General features: G+C 66.6%; 19 protein-coding genes and 2 tRNA genes. 9 read left to right on the top strand and 12 right to left on the bottom strand.

The window, feature by feature from the left end; genetic code table 11:
- Positions 1-8 precede the first annotated feature (8 nt).
- Together C8J24_RS02855 and C8J24_RS02850 are read left to right on the top strand one after the other, a co-directional pair.
- Entirely contained in the window at positions 9-431 is a 423-nt protein-coding gene (locus C8J24_RS02855; protein WP_031395952.1) for a hypothetical protein, read from the top strand.
- 5 nt (positions 432-436) lie between these two features.
- Entirely contained in the window at positions 437-1,156 is a 720-nt protein-coding gene (locus tag C8J24_RS02850; RefSeq protein ID WP_107931417.1) for a ribonuclease T2 family protein, read from the top strand.
- Between the two features lie 7 nt (positions 1,157-1,163).
- Here the strand turns inward: C8J24_RS02850 and C8J24_RS02845 are convergent, their stop codons facing one another.
- The 5 genes from C8J24_RS02845 to rpsA form a co-directional block, all read right to left on the bottom strand.
- Positions 1,164-1,589: a DUF4112 domain-containing protein gene (locus tag C8J24_RS02845; RefSeq protein ID WP_107930135.1), complete on the bottom strand. Its 426-nt coding sequence runs from the start codon at positions 1,587-1,589 to the stop codon at positions 1,164-1,166.
- Positions 1,590-1,594: 5 nt separating this feature from the next.
- A complete protein-coding gene (locus tag C8J24_RS02840; RefSeq protein WP_277352403.1) occupies positions 1,595-2,896 on the bottom strand; it encodes an ABC transporter substrate-binding protein in 1,302 nt (433 codons plus the stop codon).
- Between the two features lie 152 nt (positions 2,897-3,048).
- Positions 3,049-3,132 (bottom strand) — tRNA-Leu (locus C8J24_RS02835).
- Positions 3,133-3,196: 64 nt separating this feature from the next.
- Complete coding sequence (locus tag C8J24_RS02830) at positions 3,197-3,478, bottom strand: integration host factor subunit beta (protein WP_031393082.1); 282 nt, start codon at positions 3,476-3,478, stop codon at positions 3,197-3,199.
- Positions 3,479-3,606: 128 nt separating this feature from the next.
- Positions 3,607-5,325: a 30S ribosomal protein S1 gene (rpsA, locus tag C8J24_RS02825; RefSeq protein WP_031393081.1), complete on the bottom strand. Its 1,719-nt coding sequence runs from the start codon at positions 5,323-5,325 to the stop codon at positions 3,607-3,609.
- A 275-nt stretch (positions 5,326-5,600) separates the two neighbouring features.
- Here rpsA and C8J24_RS02820 point away from each other — a divergent pair, with 275 nt between their 5' ends.
- Complete coding sequence (locus C8J24_RS02820; RefSeq protein ID WP_031441625.1) at positions 5,601-5,858, top strand: SemiSWEET family transporter; 258 nt, start codon at positions 5,601-5,603, stop codon at positions 5,856-5,858.
- Positions 5,859-6,101: 243 nt separating this feature from the next.
- Here C8J24_RS02820 and cmk read toward each other — a convergent pair whose 3' ends face one another.
- Both cmk and aroA read right to left on the bottom strand, forming a co-directional pair.
- The gene (gene cmk, locus C8J24_RS02815) at positions 6,102-6,737 is read right to left on the bottom strand and encodes a (d)CMP kinase (RefSeq protein WP_107930131.1); all 636 of its coding nucleotides are present in this window, start codon (positions 6,735-6,737) and stop codon (positions 6,102-6,104) included.
- Position 6,738: 1 nt separating this feature from the next.
- Positions 6,739-8,073 carry a 3-phosphoshikimate 1-carboxyvinyltransferase gene (gene aroA / locus C8J24_RS02810; RefSeq protein ID WP_107930129.1) on the bottom strand — a complete coding sequence of 445 codons (1,335 nt, stop codon included), beginning with the start codon at positions 8,071-8,073 and terminating at the stop codon, positions 6,739-6,741.
- Between the two features lie 98 nt (positions 8,074-8,171).
- On the opposite strand from aroA, the gene C8J24_RS02805 reads away from it, so the two are divergent.
- Both C8J24_RS02805 and C8J24_RS02800 read left to right on the top strand, forming a co-directional pair.
- Positions 8,172-8,498, top strand: coding sequence for a TIGR02300 family protein (locus C8J24_RS02805; RefSeq protein WP_031395784.1), 327 nt, complete (start codon positions 8,172-8,174; stop codon positions 8,496-8,498).
- 82 nt (positions 8,499-8,580) lie between these two features.
- Positions 8,581-8,656, top strand: a tRNA-Ala gene (locus C8J24_RS02800).
- An 88-nt stretch (positions 8,657-8,744) separates the two neighbouring features.
- On the opposite strand, the gene C8J24_RS17950 is transcribed toward C8J24_RS02800, so the two are convergent.
- On the bottom strand, positions 8,745-9,959 hold the full coding sequence (locus C8J24_RS17950; protein WP_167396675.1) for a methyl-accepting chemotaxis protein: 1,215 nt from the start codon (positions 9,957-9,959) through the stop codon (positions 8,745-8,747).
- A 140-nt stretch (positions 9,960-10,099) separates the two neighbouring features.
- Positions 10,100-10,771 carry a peptidylprolyl isomerase gene (locus C8J24_RS02790; RefSeq protein ID WP_107930125.1) on the bottom strand — a complete coding sequence of 224 codons (672 nt, stop codon included), beginning with the start codon at positions 10,769-10,771 and terminating at the stop codon, positions 10,100-10,102.
- Between the two features lie 96 nt (positions 10,772-10,867).
- Here C8J24_RS02790 and C8J24_RS17455 point away from each other — a divergent pair, with 96 nt between their 5' ends.
- Complete coding sequence (locus C8J24_RS17455) at positions 10,868-11,035, top strand: hypothetical protein (RefSeq protein WP_167396674.1); 168 nt, start codon at positions 10,868-10,870, stop codon at positions 11,033-11,035.
- On the opposite strand, the gene C8J24_RS02785 is transcribed toward C8J24_RS17455, so the two are convergent.
- Positions 11,025-12,356 carry an MFS transporter gene (locus tag C8J24_RS02785; RefSeq protein ID WP_052148897.1) on the bottom strand — a complete coding sequence of 444 codons (1,332 nt, stop codon included), beginning with the start codon at positions 12,354-12,356 and terminating at the stop codon, positions 11,025-11,027. The two genes, C8J24_RS17455 and C8J24_RS02785, sit on opposite strands and share 11 nt — an antisense overlap.
- 223 nt (positions 12,357-12,579) lie before the next feature.
- On the opposite strand from C8J24_RS02785, the gene pgsA reads away from it, so the two are divergent.
- The 3 genes from pgsA to C8J24_RS02770 are packed head-to-tail and all read left to right on the top strand — an operon-like array spanning position 12,580 to position 13,839.
- The gene (gene pgsA, locus C8J24_RS02780) at positions 12,580-13,131 is read left to right on the top strand and encodes a CDP-diacylglycerol--glycerol-3-phosphate 3-phosphatidyltransferase (RefSeq protein WP_031395843.1); all 552 of its coding nucleotides are present in this window, start codon (positions 12,580-12,582) and stop codon (positions 13,129-13,131) included.
- Between the two features lie 4 nt (positions 13,132-13,135).
- Positions 13,136-13,393: a molybdopterin converting factor subunit 1 gene (gene moaD / locus C8J24_RS02775; RefSeq protein ID WP_031395844.1), complete on the top strand. Its 258-nt coding sequence runs from the start codon at positions 13,136-13,138 to the stop codon at positions 13,391-13,393.
- Positions 13,390-13,839 carry a molybdenum cofactor biosynthesis protein MoaE gene (locus C8J24_RS02770; protein WP_107930123.1) on the top strand — a complete coding sequence of 150 codons (450 nt, stop codon included), beginning with the start codon at positions 13,390-13,392 and terminating at the stop codon, positions 13,837-13,839. Before moaD ends, C8J24_RS02770 begins: the two co-directional genes overlap by 4 nt.
- A 6-nt stretch (positions 13,840-13,845) precedes the next feature.
- Here C8J24_RS02770 and C8J24_RS02765 read toward each other — a convergent pair whose 3' ends face one another.
- Positions 13,846-14,514: a fasciclin domain-containing protein gene (locus tag C8J24_RS02765; protein WP_107930121.1), complete on the bottom strand. Its 669-nt coding sequence runs from the start codon at positions 14,512-14,514 to the stop codon at positions 13,846-13,848.
- A gap of 146 nt (positions 14,515-14,660) precedes the next feature.
- The gene (locus C8J24_RS02760) at positions 14,661-15,308 is read right to left on the bottom strand and encodes a fasciclin domain-containing protein (protein WP_107930119.1); all 648 of its coding nucleotides are present in this window, start codon (positions 15,306-15,308) and stop codon (positions 14,661-14,663) included.
- Between the last annotated feature and the right edge of the window lie 67 nt (positions 15,309-15,375).

Genomic DNA, 15,375 nt, shown 5'->3' with positions numbered 1-15,375 from the left:
GGGTGAAGATGCGTCCCAAATCCGTTGTATTGGCCGAATGGCTGTATCTCGCCTCGATCGGTCTGCTGATCGCGGTCAGCGTGCTGACCTGGGATGCCGCGGTTGCGCAGGGCGGCTTCGCACTGGCGGCAGGGGTGACGGCGTTTGGCGTCGGACTGTCGCTGCTGCTGCTGATCCTGACGACGCGCAGGGGCAGCCGGGTTGCCCTGTGGCTGCTCGTCGCGCTGACGGTGCTCGGCGCCGCTGGGGTGATGCTGCAGGTCGCGACGGGGGTGCTCGCGACGGGGCTGATCGGGATGCTGACGATCGCGCAGCTCGTGCTGACGATCCTGCCGATCGTCCTGCTGTTCCGACCCCGCGCGCGCGCCTGGTTTGACGAGGTTGCGGACCGCGGCATCGACGACGATGCCGAGGAGGAGATCGAGGCATGACGCGGATGAACCGACTCGCCGGCATGATGATCGTCGCGGGGCTGTCCGCGCCGGGTATCGCCGCGGCGCAGGCCTATAGCTGTTCGGCGCCCATGGGCGGCACCGACCGCGTCCGCCCCGACCTGCCGTCTGCGCGCGAACCCGCGCGGATCCTGCCGATCGCGAGCTATACGCTCGCGATCACCTGGGCCCCGCAATATTGCCGCGAGAAAGGCGACCAGCCGAGCGCGCGGTTCCAGTGCGGGGCGGGCAACCGGTTCGGCTTCACGCTCCACGGCCTGTGGCCCGACGGCGCAGGCAAGACCTGGCCGCAATATTGTCGCGCAACCGCGATCGTCCCGCAGGCAGTGATCAAGGGCCAGCTCTGCACGACACCGTCGGCGCAGCTGATCCAGCATGAATGGGCCAAGCACGGGACCTGCATGCCGGGCTATCAGCCCGCACGCTATTTCCGCCAGTCGAGCAGCCTCTACGCCAAGCTGCGCTATCCCGACATGGACACCCTGTCGCGAAGCCCGCTGACCGCCGGGCAGTTCGCCACGGCAATGGCCAAGGCCAATCCCGGTCTTAACGCGGCAATGATGCGGGTTACGACGACCAAGCAGGGCTGGCTCGACGAGCTATGGATCTGTCTCGACACCGCCTTCCGTTACAAGCGCTGCCCCGCGCACGCAGGCGGGGTTACGCAGGGCACGCCGATCAGGATCTGGCGCGGCGAGACCTGACCCGCACTCAGCCCGCTAGCGTGACGGTCGAGGGGTGGTGCTTGTCGAGGTGACGCTTGATGATCCGCAGGTTGCGCGTGTTCGATCGGAACATGAAATCCGCGGCGTCGCCGACGAACGGCACCAGCCCGAGCGCTGCGTCGAACCCGACATTGCCCATCATCCGGGCGAGCTGGAACTTCGACATGCCGAGGTTGCGCGCCTCCCAGACGAGCCAGCTCCCCATCAGCGCACCGATCAGGTCACCGATGACGGGGATCAGCCCGACGATCGCATCGAGCCCGATCGGGCGGTTGATCCCGGGGACCATGAACGCGCGTTCGAGAATGCGCTCCAGCGCCTCGACCCGGGCGCGGACCGAGGCCGGGTCCTGACCGATCGCGAAGCTGCTGGCCAGCGTGGCGGGATCGATGCGAGTGGCATTGTTCGTCATGCGACTCACTTGGTGTCGGGACGAAGCCTGTTCAACGGGTGCCACGCGCGGCTGTTCGGCTGCCATTGTTGCAGCCGCGTCGCGACCAGCGACCAGCGCAGCGGCCGTGCGAGCGGAATGAAGGGCACGTCCTCGTTCAGCGCGGCATCGGCCGCCGCAATCCGCTGGCTGCGTTCGGCGAGCGTCGGTGCCGCCCGCGCGGCGTCGAGTGCCGCCTGCGCTTGGGCGCTGCAGACGATGCAGGCGTTCGCCAGATACCAGCGCGCGCTGTCATAGGGCGCTACCAGGTCGATCAGCCGCAGGTCGGCGGGCGCATCGATCGCGACGCGCTCGGGCAGGATGCCGATCCGGAGCAGGGCGGCGGCAACATGCGCGTAGAGGATCGTAGCGCCGGATCCGGCGGGCAGCGCGATCCGCATCGCGATCGGCCCGCTCTGCGCCTGCTCGCGCCACGTCGCGACCCGTAACCGGGCACCTGCCCGGCGCTCGTCCTGGTTCAGCAGCGTCCATGACGGCACCTGCGGGAGCCCGGCGGAGTCGAGGGGTTCGGCGAGGATGCGGTCCGCAGCCTCCCAATTGGGGGCGATCGCGGCGGTCAGCGCGCTGCGATCGATCGCCTGTGAGATCGCGGCGCGGTTCGCCGCCTCGGCAAGGAAGCCCGTCCGCGAAACGATCGCGAGCCCGAACAACCCGACTGCGGGGTCGACCCGGATCGCGGCGGGGGCGATATCGGCCGTCGCGAGCAGCGGCCAGTCGGCGAAGCTGCCGCCGCTGACCAGGTCCGAGTCGCGATGCGCAAACCGCGCGATCGCCCGCGCGGCGCGCTCGCCGATCAGGCGGACGTCACGTTCGGGCTGCATCTCGAGCTGGTCTTCGGGGTCGGCGCGGTTGAGATCATAAACCGGGCGCAGCAACGGCGCGGCGCCGGGCTGGGCAATGCGGAACGGGCCGCTGCCGCCGGGCGGGCGCAGACGCAGCAGCGCGAGTTCGGGCTGAGCGAACAACTTGAGCAGGTCGGGACGCGGCCGAGACAACCGGACCTCGATCACCTGCGGCGTCATCACGACGATTTCGTCGACCGCGCTGAGAAAGGGGGCGAGCGGATTGCGCGATGCCGGCACGATCTGGCGTTTGAGCATCGCGACGATCTGGTCCGCGGTGATGCGGCCACCGTCGCTCCACGTGGCTTCGCGCAGGCGGAAAATATAGCTCATGCCATCATCGATGACGATCCAGCGTTCGGCCAAGCCGGGCTCGATCTGGCCGGCGGCATCGAACCGGACCAGCCCCTGCGCCGTCGAATCAATCAGCAGGCGCGAGGGGAGGTCGATCGGGCCCCGGCGGGCATCCGCGGCAGCGGGCGCCCCACCGATCGCGCTGACGACGACCGCGCCCGAGTCGCGGCGCCGGTTGCAGGCCGCCGGTGCGAAGAGCAGCGCGGCGGCACAGGCAAGCGTGATGGTGCGGACGGCGGGACTCGAACCCGCACTCCAGGGGAGGGAGATTTTAAGTCTCCTGCGTCTACCGGTTTCGCCACGTCCGCACACGGGAGTCAGAAAGACGAGGTCGAGCGCAGGGTCAACCCATGTTGGACCCGCAGGTGCCGCTCAATCGACGTTAAGACGCGAGCGCATTTCCTTGCCGGGCTTGAAATAGGGGACGCGCTTGGCGTCGACGGCGACGACTTCGCCGGTCCGGGGATTGCGTCCGGTCCTCGCATCGCGCGCGCGCGTGGAAAATGCGCCGAAGCCGCGCAGTTCGACCCGGCCGTCGGCGGCCAGCCGCTTCGAGATCTCGTCGAAGAAACACGAGACGATCAATTCGACCTCGCGCGGCTCCAGGTCCGGATGCGCATCGGTCAGTTTTTGAACAAGCTCAGATCTGATCATGGTAACGAGCCCCCGCCCATATGTGATAATACTGATTTAGGTCAGTAATTGGGGCGATAGCACCAAATGAGTTTCAAGCCAAAAGCAAAAGGGACCGAAATGCATCGAGCATCCCGGTCCCAATTCGCTTACTTCTTTTCGGCTTCCGTGCGGGCCTTGAGAGCCTCGCCCAGGATGTTGCCGAGGGTCGCGCCGGAGTCCGACGAACCATACTGAGCGACGGCCTGCTTCTCTTCGGAGATCTGCATCGCCTTGATCGAGAAGGTCGGCTTCTTCGAACGATCGAAGCCCGTCACCATCGCGTCGAACTTCTGGCCGACCTGGAAACGCTCCGGACGCTGCTCGTCGCGATCGCGACCCAGATCCGTGCGCTTGATGAAGCCGGTCGCGCCATCGTCGCCCTGCTGAACTTCGAGGCCCGCGTCGCGGACTTCGAGAACGGTGACCGTGACGATCGCGTTCTTGTTCAGCTTGTCGCCTGCTGCTGCGATGCCGCCGGCCGAAGGCCCGCCGCGCTCGAGCTGCTTCATGCCGAGCGAGATACGCTCCTTCTCGGCGTCGATGTCGAGCACGACGGCCTCGACGGTCTCACCCTTGCGGTGCAGGTTGAGCGCGTCCTCGCCCGAAACGCCCCAGGCGATGTCGGACATGTGGACCATGCCGTCGACGTCGTTGTCGAGGCCGATGAACAGACCGAATTCGGTCGCGTTCTTGACTTCGCCCTCAACGGTCGAGCCGATCGGATGCGCGGCAGCGAACGCCTCCCAAGGATTGGCCTGAGCCTGCTTGAGGCCGAGCGAGATGCGACGCTTCTCGGAATCGACTTCGAGGACCATGACGTCGACTTCCTGCGAAGTGCTGACGATCTTGCCCGGATGGACGTTCTTCTTGGTCCAGGACATTTCCGACACGTGGACGAGGCCTTCGATGCCCGCTTCCAGCTCGACGAACGCACCATATTCGGTGATGTTCGTGACGCGGCCGGTGAGCTTTGCGCCGACCGGATACTTGACCATCGCGCCATCCCAGGGATCGCTCTCCAGCTGCTTCATGCCGAGGCTGATGCGCTGGGTGTCCTTGTTGATGCGGATGATCTGCACCTTGACGGTGTCGCCGATGTTCAGGACTTCGCTCGGGTGACCGACACGCTTGTAGCTGAGATCGGTGACGTGCAGCAGGCCATCGATGCCGCCGAGGTCAACGAACGCACCATAATCGGTGATGTTCTTGACGACGCCGTCGATGATCTGGCCCTCGGCGAGGCTGAGGATCAGGCCCGAACGCTGCTCTGCGCGCGTCTCTTCGAGAACGGCGCGACGCGACACGACGATGTTGCCGCGCTTGCGGTCCATCTTCAGGATCTGGAAGGGCTGGGGGATGTCCATCAGCGGGGTGACGTCGCGCACGGGGCGGATGTCGACCTGCGAGCCCGGCAGGAACGCGACGGCGCCGTTCAGGTCGACGGTGAAGCCACCCTTCACGCGGCCGAAGATCACGCCCTCGACGCGGGTCGTCTTCGAGAATTCGGTTTCCAGCTTGTCCCATGCGGCTTCGCGGCGCGCGCGGTCGCGGCTGAGCATCGCTTCGCCATGGACGTTCTCGACGCGGTCGACATAGACTTCGACTTCGTCGCCGACCTTCAGGTCAGCCTTTTGGCCCGGCGCTGCGAATTCGCGAAGCGGCACGCGGCCTTCCGACTTCAGACCGACGTCGATGACGGCCATGTCGTTCTCGATGCCGGTCACGGTGCCATGCACCACGCGGCCCTCGAAGCTGTCGGCGTCGCCGAGCGTCTCGTTCAGCATCGCGGCGAAATCGTCGCGCGACGGCATTACCTGGGTTGCCATAGAATTCAGTAATCCTAGTCTGTTTCCGGCCAAGCGGTTGGATCCGCTGGTCTTGGCCTTCGTTGCCGCGACGACCGAACGCCGGCGCGGCATCCGGACGGCACGAGGCGCAGAGGATGTAGACGCTGAATGCGAAAACGGCGCGTGAGACTCAAAGGTCTCCGCGCCTTCCTCCACGAGCATCGCTCGCCGGACGCTCCTGTGTAGCGGAAACCCCGTCTCGGAGCAAGTTCGCCGCTGCAGCGTTACGGGCGGCTCACAACAGGAGCGAAGATTTGAGCGAACGCGGCATTCTCGTGCTGGGCTGGATCGCCACGGCGACGGCGATCGTGATGTACCTGTCCTATATCGACCAGATCATGCTGAACCTGGCCGGTCAGAAGGGATCGGTGGTCCAGCCGTTCGCGACGATGGTCAATTGCGGGCTGTGGGTCGCGTATGGCGTGCTGAAGCCGAAGCGCGACTGGCCGATCGCGGTGGCGAACTTCCCGGGGGTGGTGCTGGGGGCGATCACGCTGGCGACGGCTTTGTAAGGGGGAGCGTTTCCGCGCGTCCTTGTTCTCCCGCAAAGGCGGGAGCCCAGTCTGGGTCCCCGCCTTCGCGGGGAAACAGCGTTGTTTTACGGTACCCTAGCCCAACCAAAAGCCACCCCGGCGAAGGCCGGGGCCCAGTTGGGGGACATCGCTAACCAAGCGCAGCGCTCCGTTACTGCGACCTTTCCAACTGGGCCCCGGCCTTCGCCGGGGTGGTGTTACTCTTGGCGGCAAGCGAAAGGCCTAACCCGACGCCTTCTTCGCCCGCTGCGCCTCAACCAGCGCCACCGCGCGCTGCACCGACGCTTCGATCGACAGGAAGCTCGTATCCAGCAACGCCGCATCCGGCGCCATCACCAGCGGTGCGATCGAGCGCCCGCTGTCGCGCGCATCCCGCGCCCGGATGTCCGCCAGCACGCGGTCCTTGCTCGCCGTCCCGCCACGTGCCTGCAATTCGGCATGGCGCCGCTGCGCGCGGATATTGGGGGTCGCCTTCACGAACAGCTTGGCATCCGCATCGGGCACGATGACCGTGCCGATATCGCGCCCGTCGAGGATCGCGCCACCCGCCTGCGCGGCAAACCGCTTCTGTCGCTGCATCAGCGCCGCGCGGACCAGCGGGTGTGCGGACACGATCGAGGCCATCGCCCCGACATCGTCGTCGCGCAGCGCCGGGTCGGTCATCATCGCATCGTCGAAATCGCATGCGGCGACCGCATCGGCTTCCTGCTCGAGATCCAGCCCCATCCGCGCCACGTTCAGCGCCACCGCGCGGTAGAGCAGGCCGGTGTCGAGATAGGGGAGCCCGTAATGCTTCGCCAAGGCGCGCGCGATCGTGCCCTTGCCCGATGCCGCCGGACCGTCGACTGCGATGATCATCTTATTCCCCCTTGCCGGTAAGCGCGTCGAGCGACCGGAAGAACACGGGATAGCTCGTCGCCACCGGCGATATGTCGTCGATCGTGATGGGCTCGGCGCTGCCAAGTCCAGCCACCACCATGCTCATTGCGATGCGATGATCGAGTTTCGAGGCGACCCGAGCGCCACCGCGAATCGCCGCCCCGCCCGAACCGGTGATCGCCATGCCGTCTTCGAATTCCTCGCACGCCACGCCGCACGCCTCGAGCGCGATCCGCATCGTCGTGATCCGGTCCGATTCCTTCACCCGCAGCTCGTGCGCGCCCCTGGCTACGGTCGTGCCGGACGCAAACGCCGCGGCGACGAACAGCACCGGATATTCGTCGATCATGCTCGGCGCGAGATCGGCCGGCACCTCGATCGCGGTCAGCGCGGCATGGCGGACGCGCAGGTCGGCGACGGGCTCGCCGCCGACGGTCCGCGGATCGAGCTCGGTGATGTCCGCGCCCATCATGCGGAGCGCGGTGACGATGCCGATCCGCGTCGGGTTCAGCCCGACATTGCGCACGACGATGTCAGACCCCGGCACGATCGACGCCGCGACCAGCCAGAAGGCTGAGGACGACGGATCGCCCGGCACGACGATATCCTGCGGGGTCAGCTCCGCCTCGCCGGTGATCGAGATCACGCGGCCCTGGTCCGTTTCCTCGACGGTCAGCTGCGCGCCGAACCCGGTCAGCATCCGCTCGCTGTGATCGCGCGTCGCGACCGGCTCGATCACCGTGGTGATGCCGGGCGTGTTGAGCCCGGCAAGCAGAATCGCCGACTTCACCTGCGCCGACGCGACCGGCAGCGTGTAGGTGATCGGCACCGCGGGGCAGATCCCGCGCACCATCAGCGGCAGCTTGCCGCCGGGCGACGCGGCGATGTCCGCGCCCATCTGCGACAGCGGCTCGATCACGCGGCCCATCGGCCGTCCCGACAGCGAGGCGTCGCCGGTGAAGGTGCAGGTGATCGGGTGGCTCGACACCAGCCCCATCAGCAATCGCGTCGAGGTGCCCGAATTGCCCATCTCCAGGGCGGTCGCGGGCTGGAGCAGCCCGCCGACACCGACGCCGTCGACGACCCAGATGCCGTCGTCCTGCCGCTCGATCGTCGCGCCCATCGCGCGCATCGCCGCCGCGGTGGCGAGCACGTCCTCGCCCTCGAGCAAACCGGTGATCCGGCTGGTGCCGACCGCGAGGCTCGCGAACATCAGCGCGCGGTGGCTGATCGACTTGTCGCCGGGAACCGCAATCGAACCGGTCAGCGGACCGCGCGCGACGACGTCCAGCGGCTGGGGGAGGGGGTGTGTCATGGGGCCGGGCTTTTGACAGTGGCCTTGCGCTATGGCAAGGCGCGCCCACTTTGCGGGGGCATCCCCCACAATCTATCCATTCGAAAGGTTCTATCGGCATGATCAAGCCGGAATGGGGCACGAAGCGTTCGTGTCCGAAATGCGCGACGCGTTTCTACGACCTCGAAAAGGCCGACCCCGTCACCTGCATCGAATGCGGGTATGCGTGGGAGCCCGAGCCGATCCTGAAGTCGAAGCAGCCGCTGCCGTTCGAGGTCGCCAAGCCCGACACCAAGAAGCCCGATGCGGATCTCGAGGGTGACGAGGAAGAGGATATCGCCTCGATCACCGGCGAGGACGAAGAGCCGTCCGCGGACGACGAAGTCGATCTGGGCGGCGACGACGACCTCGGCGTCGAGACGCCGCAGGACGAGCACGAGCGTTGAGATAAAGAAATTTGGCAGGCGGCGTTTACGCCGCTTGCCAACCCGGGCGGCTCCGGTTAGTGAGCCGCCTCCCAACGGGAATGGGGCCGTAGCTCAGCTGGGAGAGCGTTCGCATGGCATGCGAAAGGTCAGGGGTTCGATCCCCCTCGGCTCCACCATTCTCGTTGATGCGCGACGCGGTCGCGGTCCCTTATTTATGATGGATACCCCGCAGCGGGTCGTACTGCCGTTGTGCGGTGACGGGCGTCAATAGGTCGCCTGGAAGGTCTCGGTGGCGACGCTGAGACCATGGGTCAGGGCGTGGACGGACTCGAGCTGCTGGCCGATCCGCCGGGCCAGGCTGATGAAGCGCTGGTTGCGGATTTCCAGATGCTCGACGCTTTCTGTCATCGCGCGTGCGGTGAGCGCGGTTTCGTCGATCGCGGCGGTGATCGCGAGAATGCGCTCGTTCTGACTATGTGCCGTGTCGGTCACGATGACCGCGCGAGCCTGGATATCGGCGATGTCGTGCGCGATCGCGCGATTCGCCGCGACGACGTCGCGCGTTGCGATCTGCATCGCGGAGATCTGCGGCTCGATCCGTGCGACCGCATCGGACGTCTGCGTGGCAAGCGTCTTCACCTCGGCTGCGACCACCGCGAAGCCGCGCCCGGCCTCTCCGCTGCGCGCCGCCTCGATAGCGGCGTTGAGCGCGACCAGACCGGTCTGCCGGGCGACCGCGCGGATGATGTCGAGGATCGAGCCGATCGATCCGGCATGGTCCGACAACCCCTGAGACAGCGCGACCGTCTCGTGCGCATGCGCCATCGCGCCGCTGGCGGCGCTGCTGGTGTGGCGGACCTGGTCGACGACCGTGTCGATCATGCCCGCCATCATCGCCGAGGTCTGTGCGGCATCCTGCATCGCGGCGGTGGATTGCTGCGCGGCGACGACGACGTCGCCCAAATCGCGGACGATCAGTTCGAGTTCGGCTTCGCCCGCGCGGCCCATCGCTTGGCCTTCCGCCGCCGCGGCATCGGTTTCGGTGACGACGGTCGCGATCTCCTTGCGGAACCGTTCCGCCTGCGCGGCTTGCGCCGCGACGACGTCGGTCAGCCGTCGCTCGACCGTGACGTCGCGGTAGGTGATTACCGCGCAGTGCCCGGGCAGCGGGGCGAAGTTGATATGCAGGATCGTCCCGTCGTCGAAATGATGATCGATATCGACGCTGTCCTGCCGGGCCTGCCAGCGACGGTGATTGTCGACCACCGTCGCGATCCGTGCCGCGGACCAGCCGACGGCGGTGCCGACGACTCCGAGAAAGCTCGCCATGTCCATGCCGGTCATGACGCGGTCCGGGTCGAAGCGGAATAGCGCCGCCACGCGCGGATTGACCAGCGCGAGCCGCTCCGCCGCGTCGAAGACCACGACGCCGTCGGAGACCGCGGCCATTGCGATCGCCAGCAGGGCTTCGGGGGCCATCGATCCGGTGCCTGGTGCGGTTTCCACCGCTAGTGAGGGGCGGGGGATTGCGGCATGTCGCGTCTGCATCACCGCGGACTAGCCCAAAATGGTTCTAGATCCGTTACTTAACCCCGATCAGTTGCCCTTTGCGGCGGGCGTCACCGTGGCGCGGGCGGGGTCCGCCGGGCGGTCAGGATGCGGATCGGCGCGGCGATCATCTGGCCCTTCATCACGCCTTCGCCCTTGGTCGGCGAGGTGGGCGCGGCAAGGATGCCGCGGACGATGTCCATGCCCTGGACGATGTGCCCGAACGCGGCAAAGCCCGTATTGTCGCCCGGCTTCTCGGGATGCGCGTCGAGGAAGGGGATCGCGCCGACGGTGATGAAGACGTCGGCGCGCCCGGTCCCCGGCGCCAGCCGTGCGAGCGAAATCGTGCCGTCGGTGTGCAGCACGCCGGTCTTGCTGGTCGGCTCGTGCGCGATCGGCGGGAAGGCGCGCTTGGGATCGCCCTCGATCCCGCCCTGGATCAGTCCCGTATCCGGCCCCAGCCGCAGCGCGCGATAGAAGGTCGTGCCGTCGAGCTTTCGCGCATCGACATAGCGCAGGAAATTCGCGGTGGTGATCGGTGCGCGCTCTTTCTCGAGTTCGAGCACGATCGGGCCGAGGCTGGTGGTCAGGGTCACGCCGATGTTCGCGGGGCGCGGCGTCGCAGCGGGCACTGGTGGCAACGCATCTGCGGGCGTTGGGGCGGGCGCTGGCACCGGTGGCACGCTCTGTGCGGCAAGCGGTGCGCTGCTTAGCAGGGTGGCGAGGACGGCGTATCGCAGCATGTCGAAACTCCTGAATTCTGTCCCATTCGCGGACGGGTTAAAACGGGACGATTTTGTCGCTGGTCGAAAAGGTAAACACCGCGTTAACCGGTCGCCATGACCCGACGCCTAGTCCTGACCAACGAAGCCGCGCGCCACCCGTTTCGACGGACGCTGCCCCCGCCCGTGATCGCAACGCCGGGCGGGCGCGACGATCAGGACGTCAAGCTGTTCGTGCTGAGCTTCGCGGCCTTCTTCACCTGTTTCTACAGCTTCATTTTCTGATCACGGGCAGGCAGGTTTCGGCATCGTCGTCACAGGCGCGGTGCAGCTTCTGCGCGATCCAGGCGGATACCAGGCACATGCCGGCGACCAGGAACAGCAGGTCTTCGGGCGTCACGCCCGCCATCGTGATGCCGATGACCGCGATCGACCCGATCGTCATCGCGCCCGAATTGACGACGTTGTTCGCGGCCACCGTCCGCGCGGTCTGATCCTTTTCGACCGTCGTCGTCAGGAAGGCGTAGAGCGGGACGACGAACATCCCGCCGGTGATCGCGATCATCATCAGCGTGCCGAGCACCGGCCAGGCGCGCGGCTGTGCGAGGAATCCGGCCCAGTCGTAGAAATGGCCCGGCGCCGCCGGTGTCCAGGTCCGTACTAGGACCGAGAAGATAAGGACGAATACGCCCATCGCGATCACCGAGGCGGGTGCATAGCGCGCCGAGATCCGGCCCTTGAGCATCGTGTTGATCACCACCGAGCCGATCGCGACGCCGATCGAAAACACCGCGATCACGAAGCTGGCGACCCGCTCGTCCGCGGTCAGCACGTTCTTGACCAGCGGCGGGAAGATCACGATCAGCACCGCGCCGATCGTCCAGAAGAAGCTGATCGCGCAGATCGCCAGGAACAGCCGCGGGATGTGCATCGTCGCGCTGATCAGCCGCCACGACGCGGTGAACGGGTTGTAGTTGAGCACCAGCGGCGGGCCCTCGCGCGGTGCCGGCGGCACCTGGCGACCCGCGAACCAGCCGATCACCGCGATCGCCAGAACCGCGATCGCGGCGCGCTCGATATGATCGGTCATGAACCCGGCAGTGATCGTCCCCATCAGGATCGCCAGATAGGTACCGGCCTCGACCAGCCCGGTGCCGCCGAGCACGTCGCAGGGCGGCAGATGCTGCGGCAGGATCGCGTATTTGATCGGCCCGAAGAACGTCGAATGCACGCCCAGGCACAGCACCGCCCCGAGCATCAGCCCGAGGCCGATCGTCGAATGGCCGCTGCGCGCCACCATCAGCCCCGCCGCGCCGAGCGCCATGATGCCGATCTCCGCGCTCTTCACGAGCCGGATGATCCGCGCCTTGTCATGGCTGTCCGCGAGCTGCCCGGCGAGTGCCGAGAGCAGGAAGAAGGGGATGATCGCAATTCCGGTGGCGAGTGCGTTGAAATTCGCCTCCATCCGCGGATCGTTGAAGATCGCATAGGTCGCGAACAACACCATCGACGTCTTGAACAGATTGTCGTTGAAGGCGCCCAGAAACTGTGTCGTGAACAGGGGCAGGAAGCGTCGTTGCTTCAGCAACCCGAGTGCGTTGCGCATGCGAGAAAAGGCCCTGATCGTGGCAATAAGACTGCCGCGGCCTTAGCCCAGCGGGGGCGGTAGGCCAATGGTTTAGCGCCGTCCGCGTCGGCCGGGTGTCCGCGTACGGGATCCGGACGAGCCCCCGCGCCACGGTCCGGCGTCCGCGCTTGCCGCACATTAGTCGGCACCGATTGGTAAAACCCGGTTTCGCCAAGGGCATGACCGGAGTAGGGAAGGCGGGGTGTGGACCCTGCCCAACCTTCTGACGCTGTCGCGCATTGTCGCGGTACCCCTTCTCGTCGGCTTTCTGTGGTGGCCCGGCTGGGCGGCCGGCTACGGCATCGCCTTCGCGCTCTACTGCCTGATGGGCATCACCGATTATTTCGACGGCTATCTCGCGCGGTCGAACGGTGCGGTCTCACGCCTCGGGATCTTCCTCGATCCGATTGCGGACAAGATCATGGTCGCGGCGGTCATCCTGATCCTGGTCGGCACGCGCGATATTGCGGGCGTCCATGTGATCGCCGCGCTCGTCATCCTGCTCCGCGAGATTGCGGTGTCGGGCCTGCGCGAATTCCTGGCGCAGGTGCAGGTGTCCGTGCCCGTCTCGCAGCTTGCGAAATGGAAGACGACGCTGCAGCTGGTCGCGCTGGGCGGACTGATCCTCGCGGGCGCGCTGCCCGACATGCCGTGGGTACATGGCGTCGGGCTCGCCGCGCTCTGGGGGGCTGCGGTCCTGACGCTGGTGACGGGCTGGGATTACCTGCGCGTCGGCCTGAAGCATATGGATTGAGCGCATGACGGTGACGATGGTGTATTTTGCGTGGGTCCGCGAACGGATCGGGACGGGCGAGGAACGTGTCGATCCGCCCGCATCGGTGACCACGATCGCCGAACTGGTGGACTGGCTGGCGCTGTCCAGCCCGGGCCATGCCGCCGCCTTTGCCGATCCCGCCCGGCTGCGCGCCGCCCTGGATCAGGCGTTCGTGCCGATCGATACCCCGATCGCCGGCGCGCGCGAGATCGCACTCTTCCCTCCGGTGACGGGCGGATGATCCGGATCATCGTCCAGACGGCCCCGATCGACCTGCTTGCAGAGATCACGCAGGCCGAAACTGCCGGCGAACGCGGCGCGGGCGCGGTGGCGACCTTCACTGGTCTCGTGCGCGCAGATGACGGCGTCGAGACGCTCGAACTGGAACATTATCCCGGTGCGACCGAGGCTGCGCTCACCAAGGTGGCGACAGGTGCCGTCGAGCGCTGGGGGCTGAGTGCGGTGACGATCGTCCACCGGGTCGGTCCGATGCATCCGGGTGAACGGATCGTCTTCGTGGCGGCGGCGTCCGCACACCGTGCGGCGTCGCTCGAGGCCTGTGCCTATCTGATCGATCGGTTGAAGACCGATGCGCCGTTCTGGAAACGCGAGACCCGCGGCACACAGGCCAGCTGGGTCGAAGCGCGCGACGCCGACAAGGACGCCGCCGCGCGCTGGACCTCCTAGACGGCGTTAGCCGATCTTGGGAACGCTCATGCCGTTGGTGAGATGGACGACACCGTTGGTCGCCTTGACATCTGCCGTGTCGACATAGGCCTTGCTGCCGGCAACGTCCGTCAGTTCGATATTGCCGTTCGGACCCACCGATGCCGTCAGCGGCTGGCCGGCCAGCGTCGTGAGGACGGCCTTGCCGCCACCCGACGTGATCTGCGCCTTCAGCTGATCCGACGTCACGGCGCCTGCGACGACGTGATACTTCAGGATCGTCGCCAGCGTGGGCTTCGCCTCCGGCTTCATCAGCGTATCGAGCGCGCCGGCGGGAAGCCGGGTGAACGCCTCATCGCTCGGTGCGAAAACGGTGAAGGGGCCGGGGCCCGCAAGCGTCGTGCCGAGGCCGGCTGCAGTCACCAGCTTGGCGAGCGTCGCGCGGTTTGGAAGCGTCGGCAGCGCTGCCGCGATCGTCGCGGTCGCTGCAGGCTGTGCCGCGGCGGGTGCTGCTGGAGCGCCGGCCATCGGTGCGGCGGTACCGGCCTGTGCAGGGGCCTGCATTGGGGCCTGTGCGGGCGCCGTGCCAGTTGGCACGGTCTGTGCGGGCGTCGTGCCGCTCGGCGCGGTCTGCGCGATCGCCGGTGCAGCCGCGAAAAGCGTTGCGGCAAGGACGAGAGGGGTCTTGGTGATCATGGATTTCTCCTGGCTGAAACAATCGTGAAATAAATTCTGCGATAGAACGTATGGAGTCACGCGGCGGTTTGCCAAGTTACGGACCCGCCAACAGGACCAAGTGCGCCGTTGACGCGACGAAGTGTTGGCACGCTGCCACACCTCGCTCAAGACAAGCGGGGTACGATTACCCCGTTGACGACATGAACAATGCCGTTCGACTGACGCACATCGGCGGTCTCGATATAACTTTTGTTACCGTTGACGTCGGTGAGGGCGATGATATCTCCAACGAGGGTCACCGTAATTGCATCACCTTCGACCGTCGTCAGTGCGGCGGTGCCGCCACCCGCCGCGACACGCGCCTTCAGATCAGCAGCGGTGATGTCGCCGGGCACGACGTGATAGGTCAGCACTTTCGCCAGCGACGCCTTGTTCTCCGGCTTGAGCAACGTCTGGACCATGCCGGGCACGAGCCGGCCGAACGCGGCGTCGGTCGGTGCGAAAACGGTGAACGGCCCGGTCCCGGACAGCGTCGCGGTCAGGTCCGCAGCCTTTAGCGCGGTGACCAGCGTTGCGAGATTGGGCGCAGCGGAGGCATTGTCGACGATCGTCCGCGTCGCGATCATCGGCACGCCGCCGACGGTCGGGTTGGCGACGGCGATCGGCCCGTTGGGCGTCGACAGTGCGGGGTTGGCGGGAGGCGGCGCGGTCGGCGTGCCGAGGTCGCTGTTGCCGCTGCTGCACGCGGCGAGCGCGAGCGCGACGAGACCGGTGGTGCCCAGGCCAATATACAGGGGGCGCATGTTCGACATCGAAATCTATCTCCTCAAACGGGCGCTTGCGAACCGCAACTACGGTTGAGCCCGGAAATTGTTGCAG

It is taken from the genome of Sphingomonas aerolata (genome assembly GCF_003046295.1).
GTDB classification, from domain to species: Bacteria; Pseudomonadota; Alphaproteobacteria; order Sphingomonadales; family Sphingomonadaceae; genus Sphingomonas; species Sphingomonas aerolata.
Note: the sequence above shows the minus strand (reverse complement) of the source record. Positions and strands in the feature narration are given on the sequence as shown.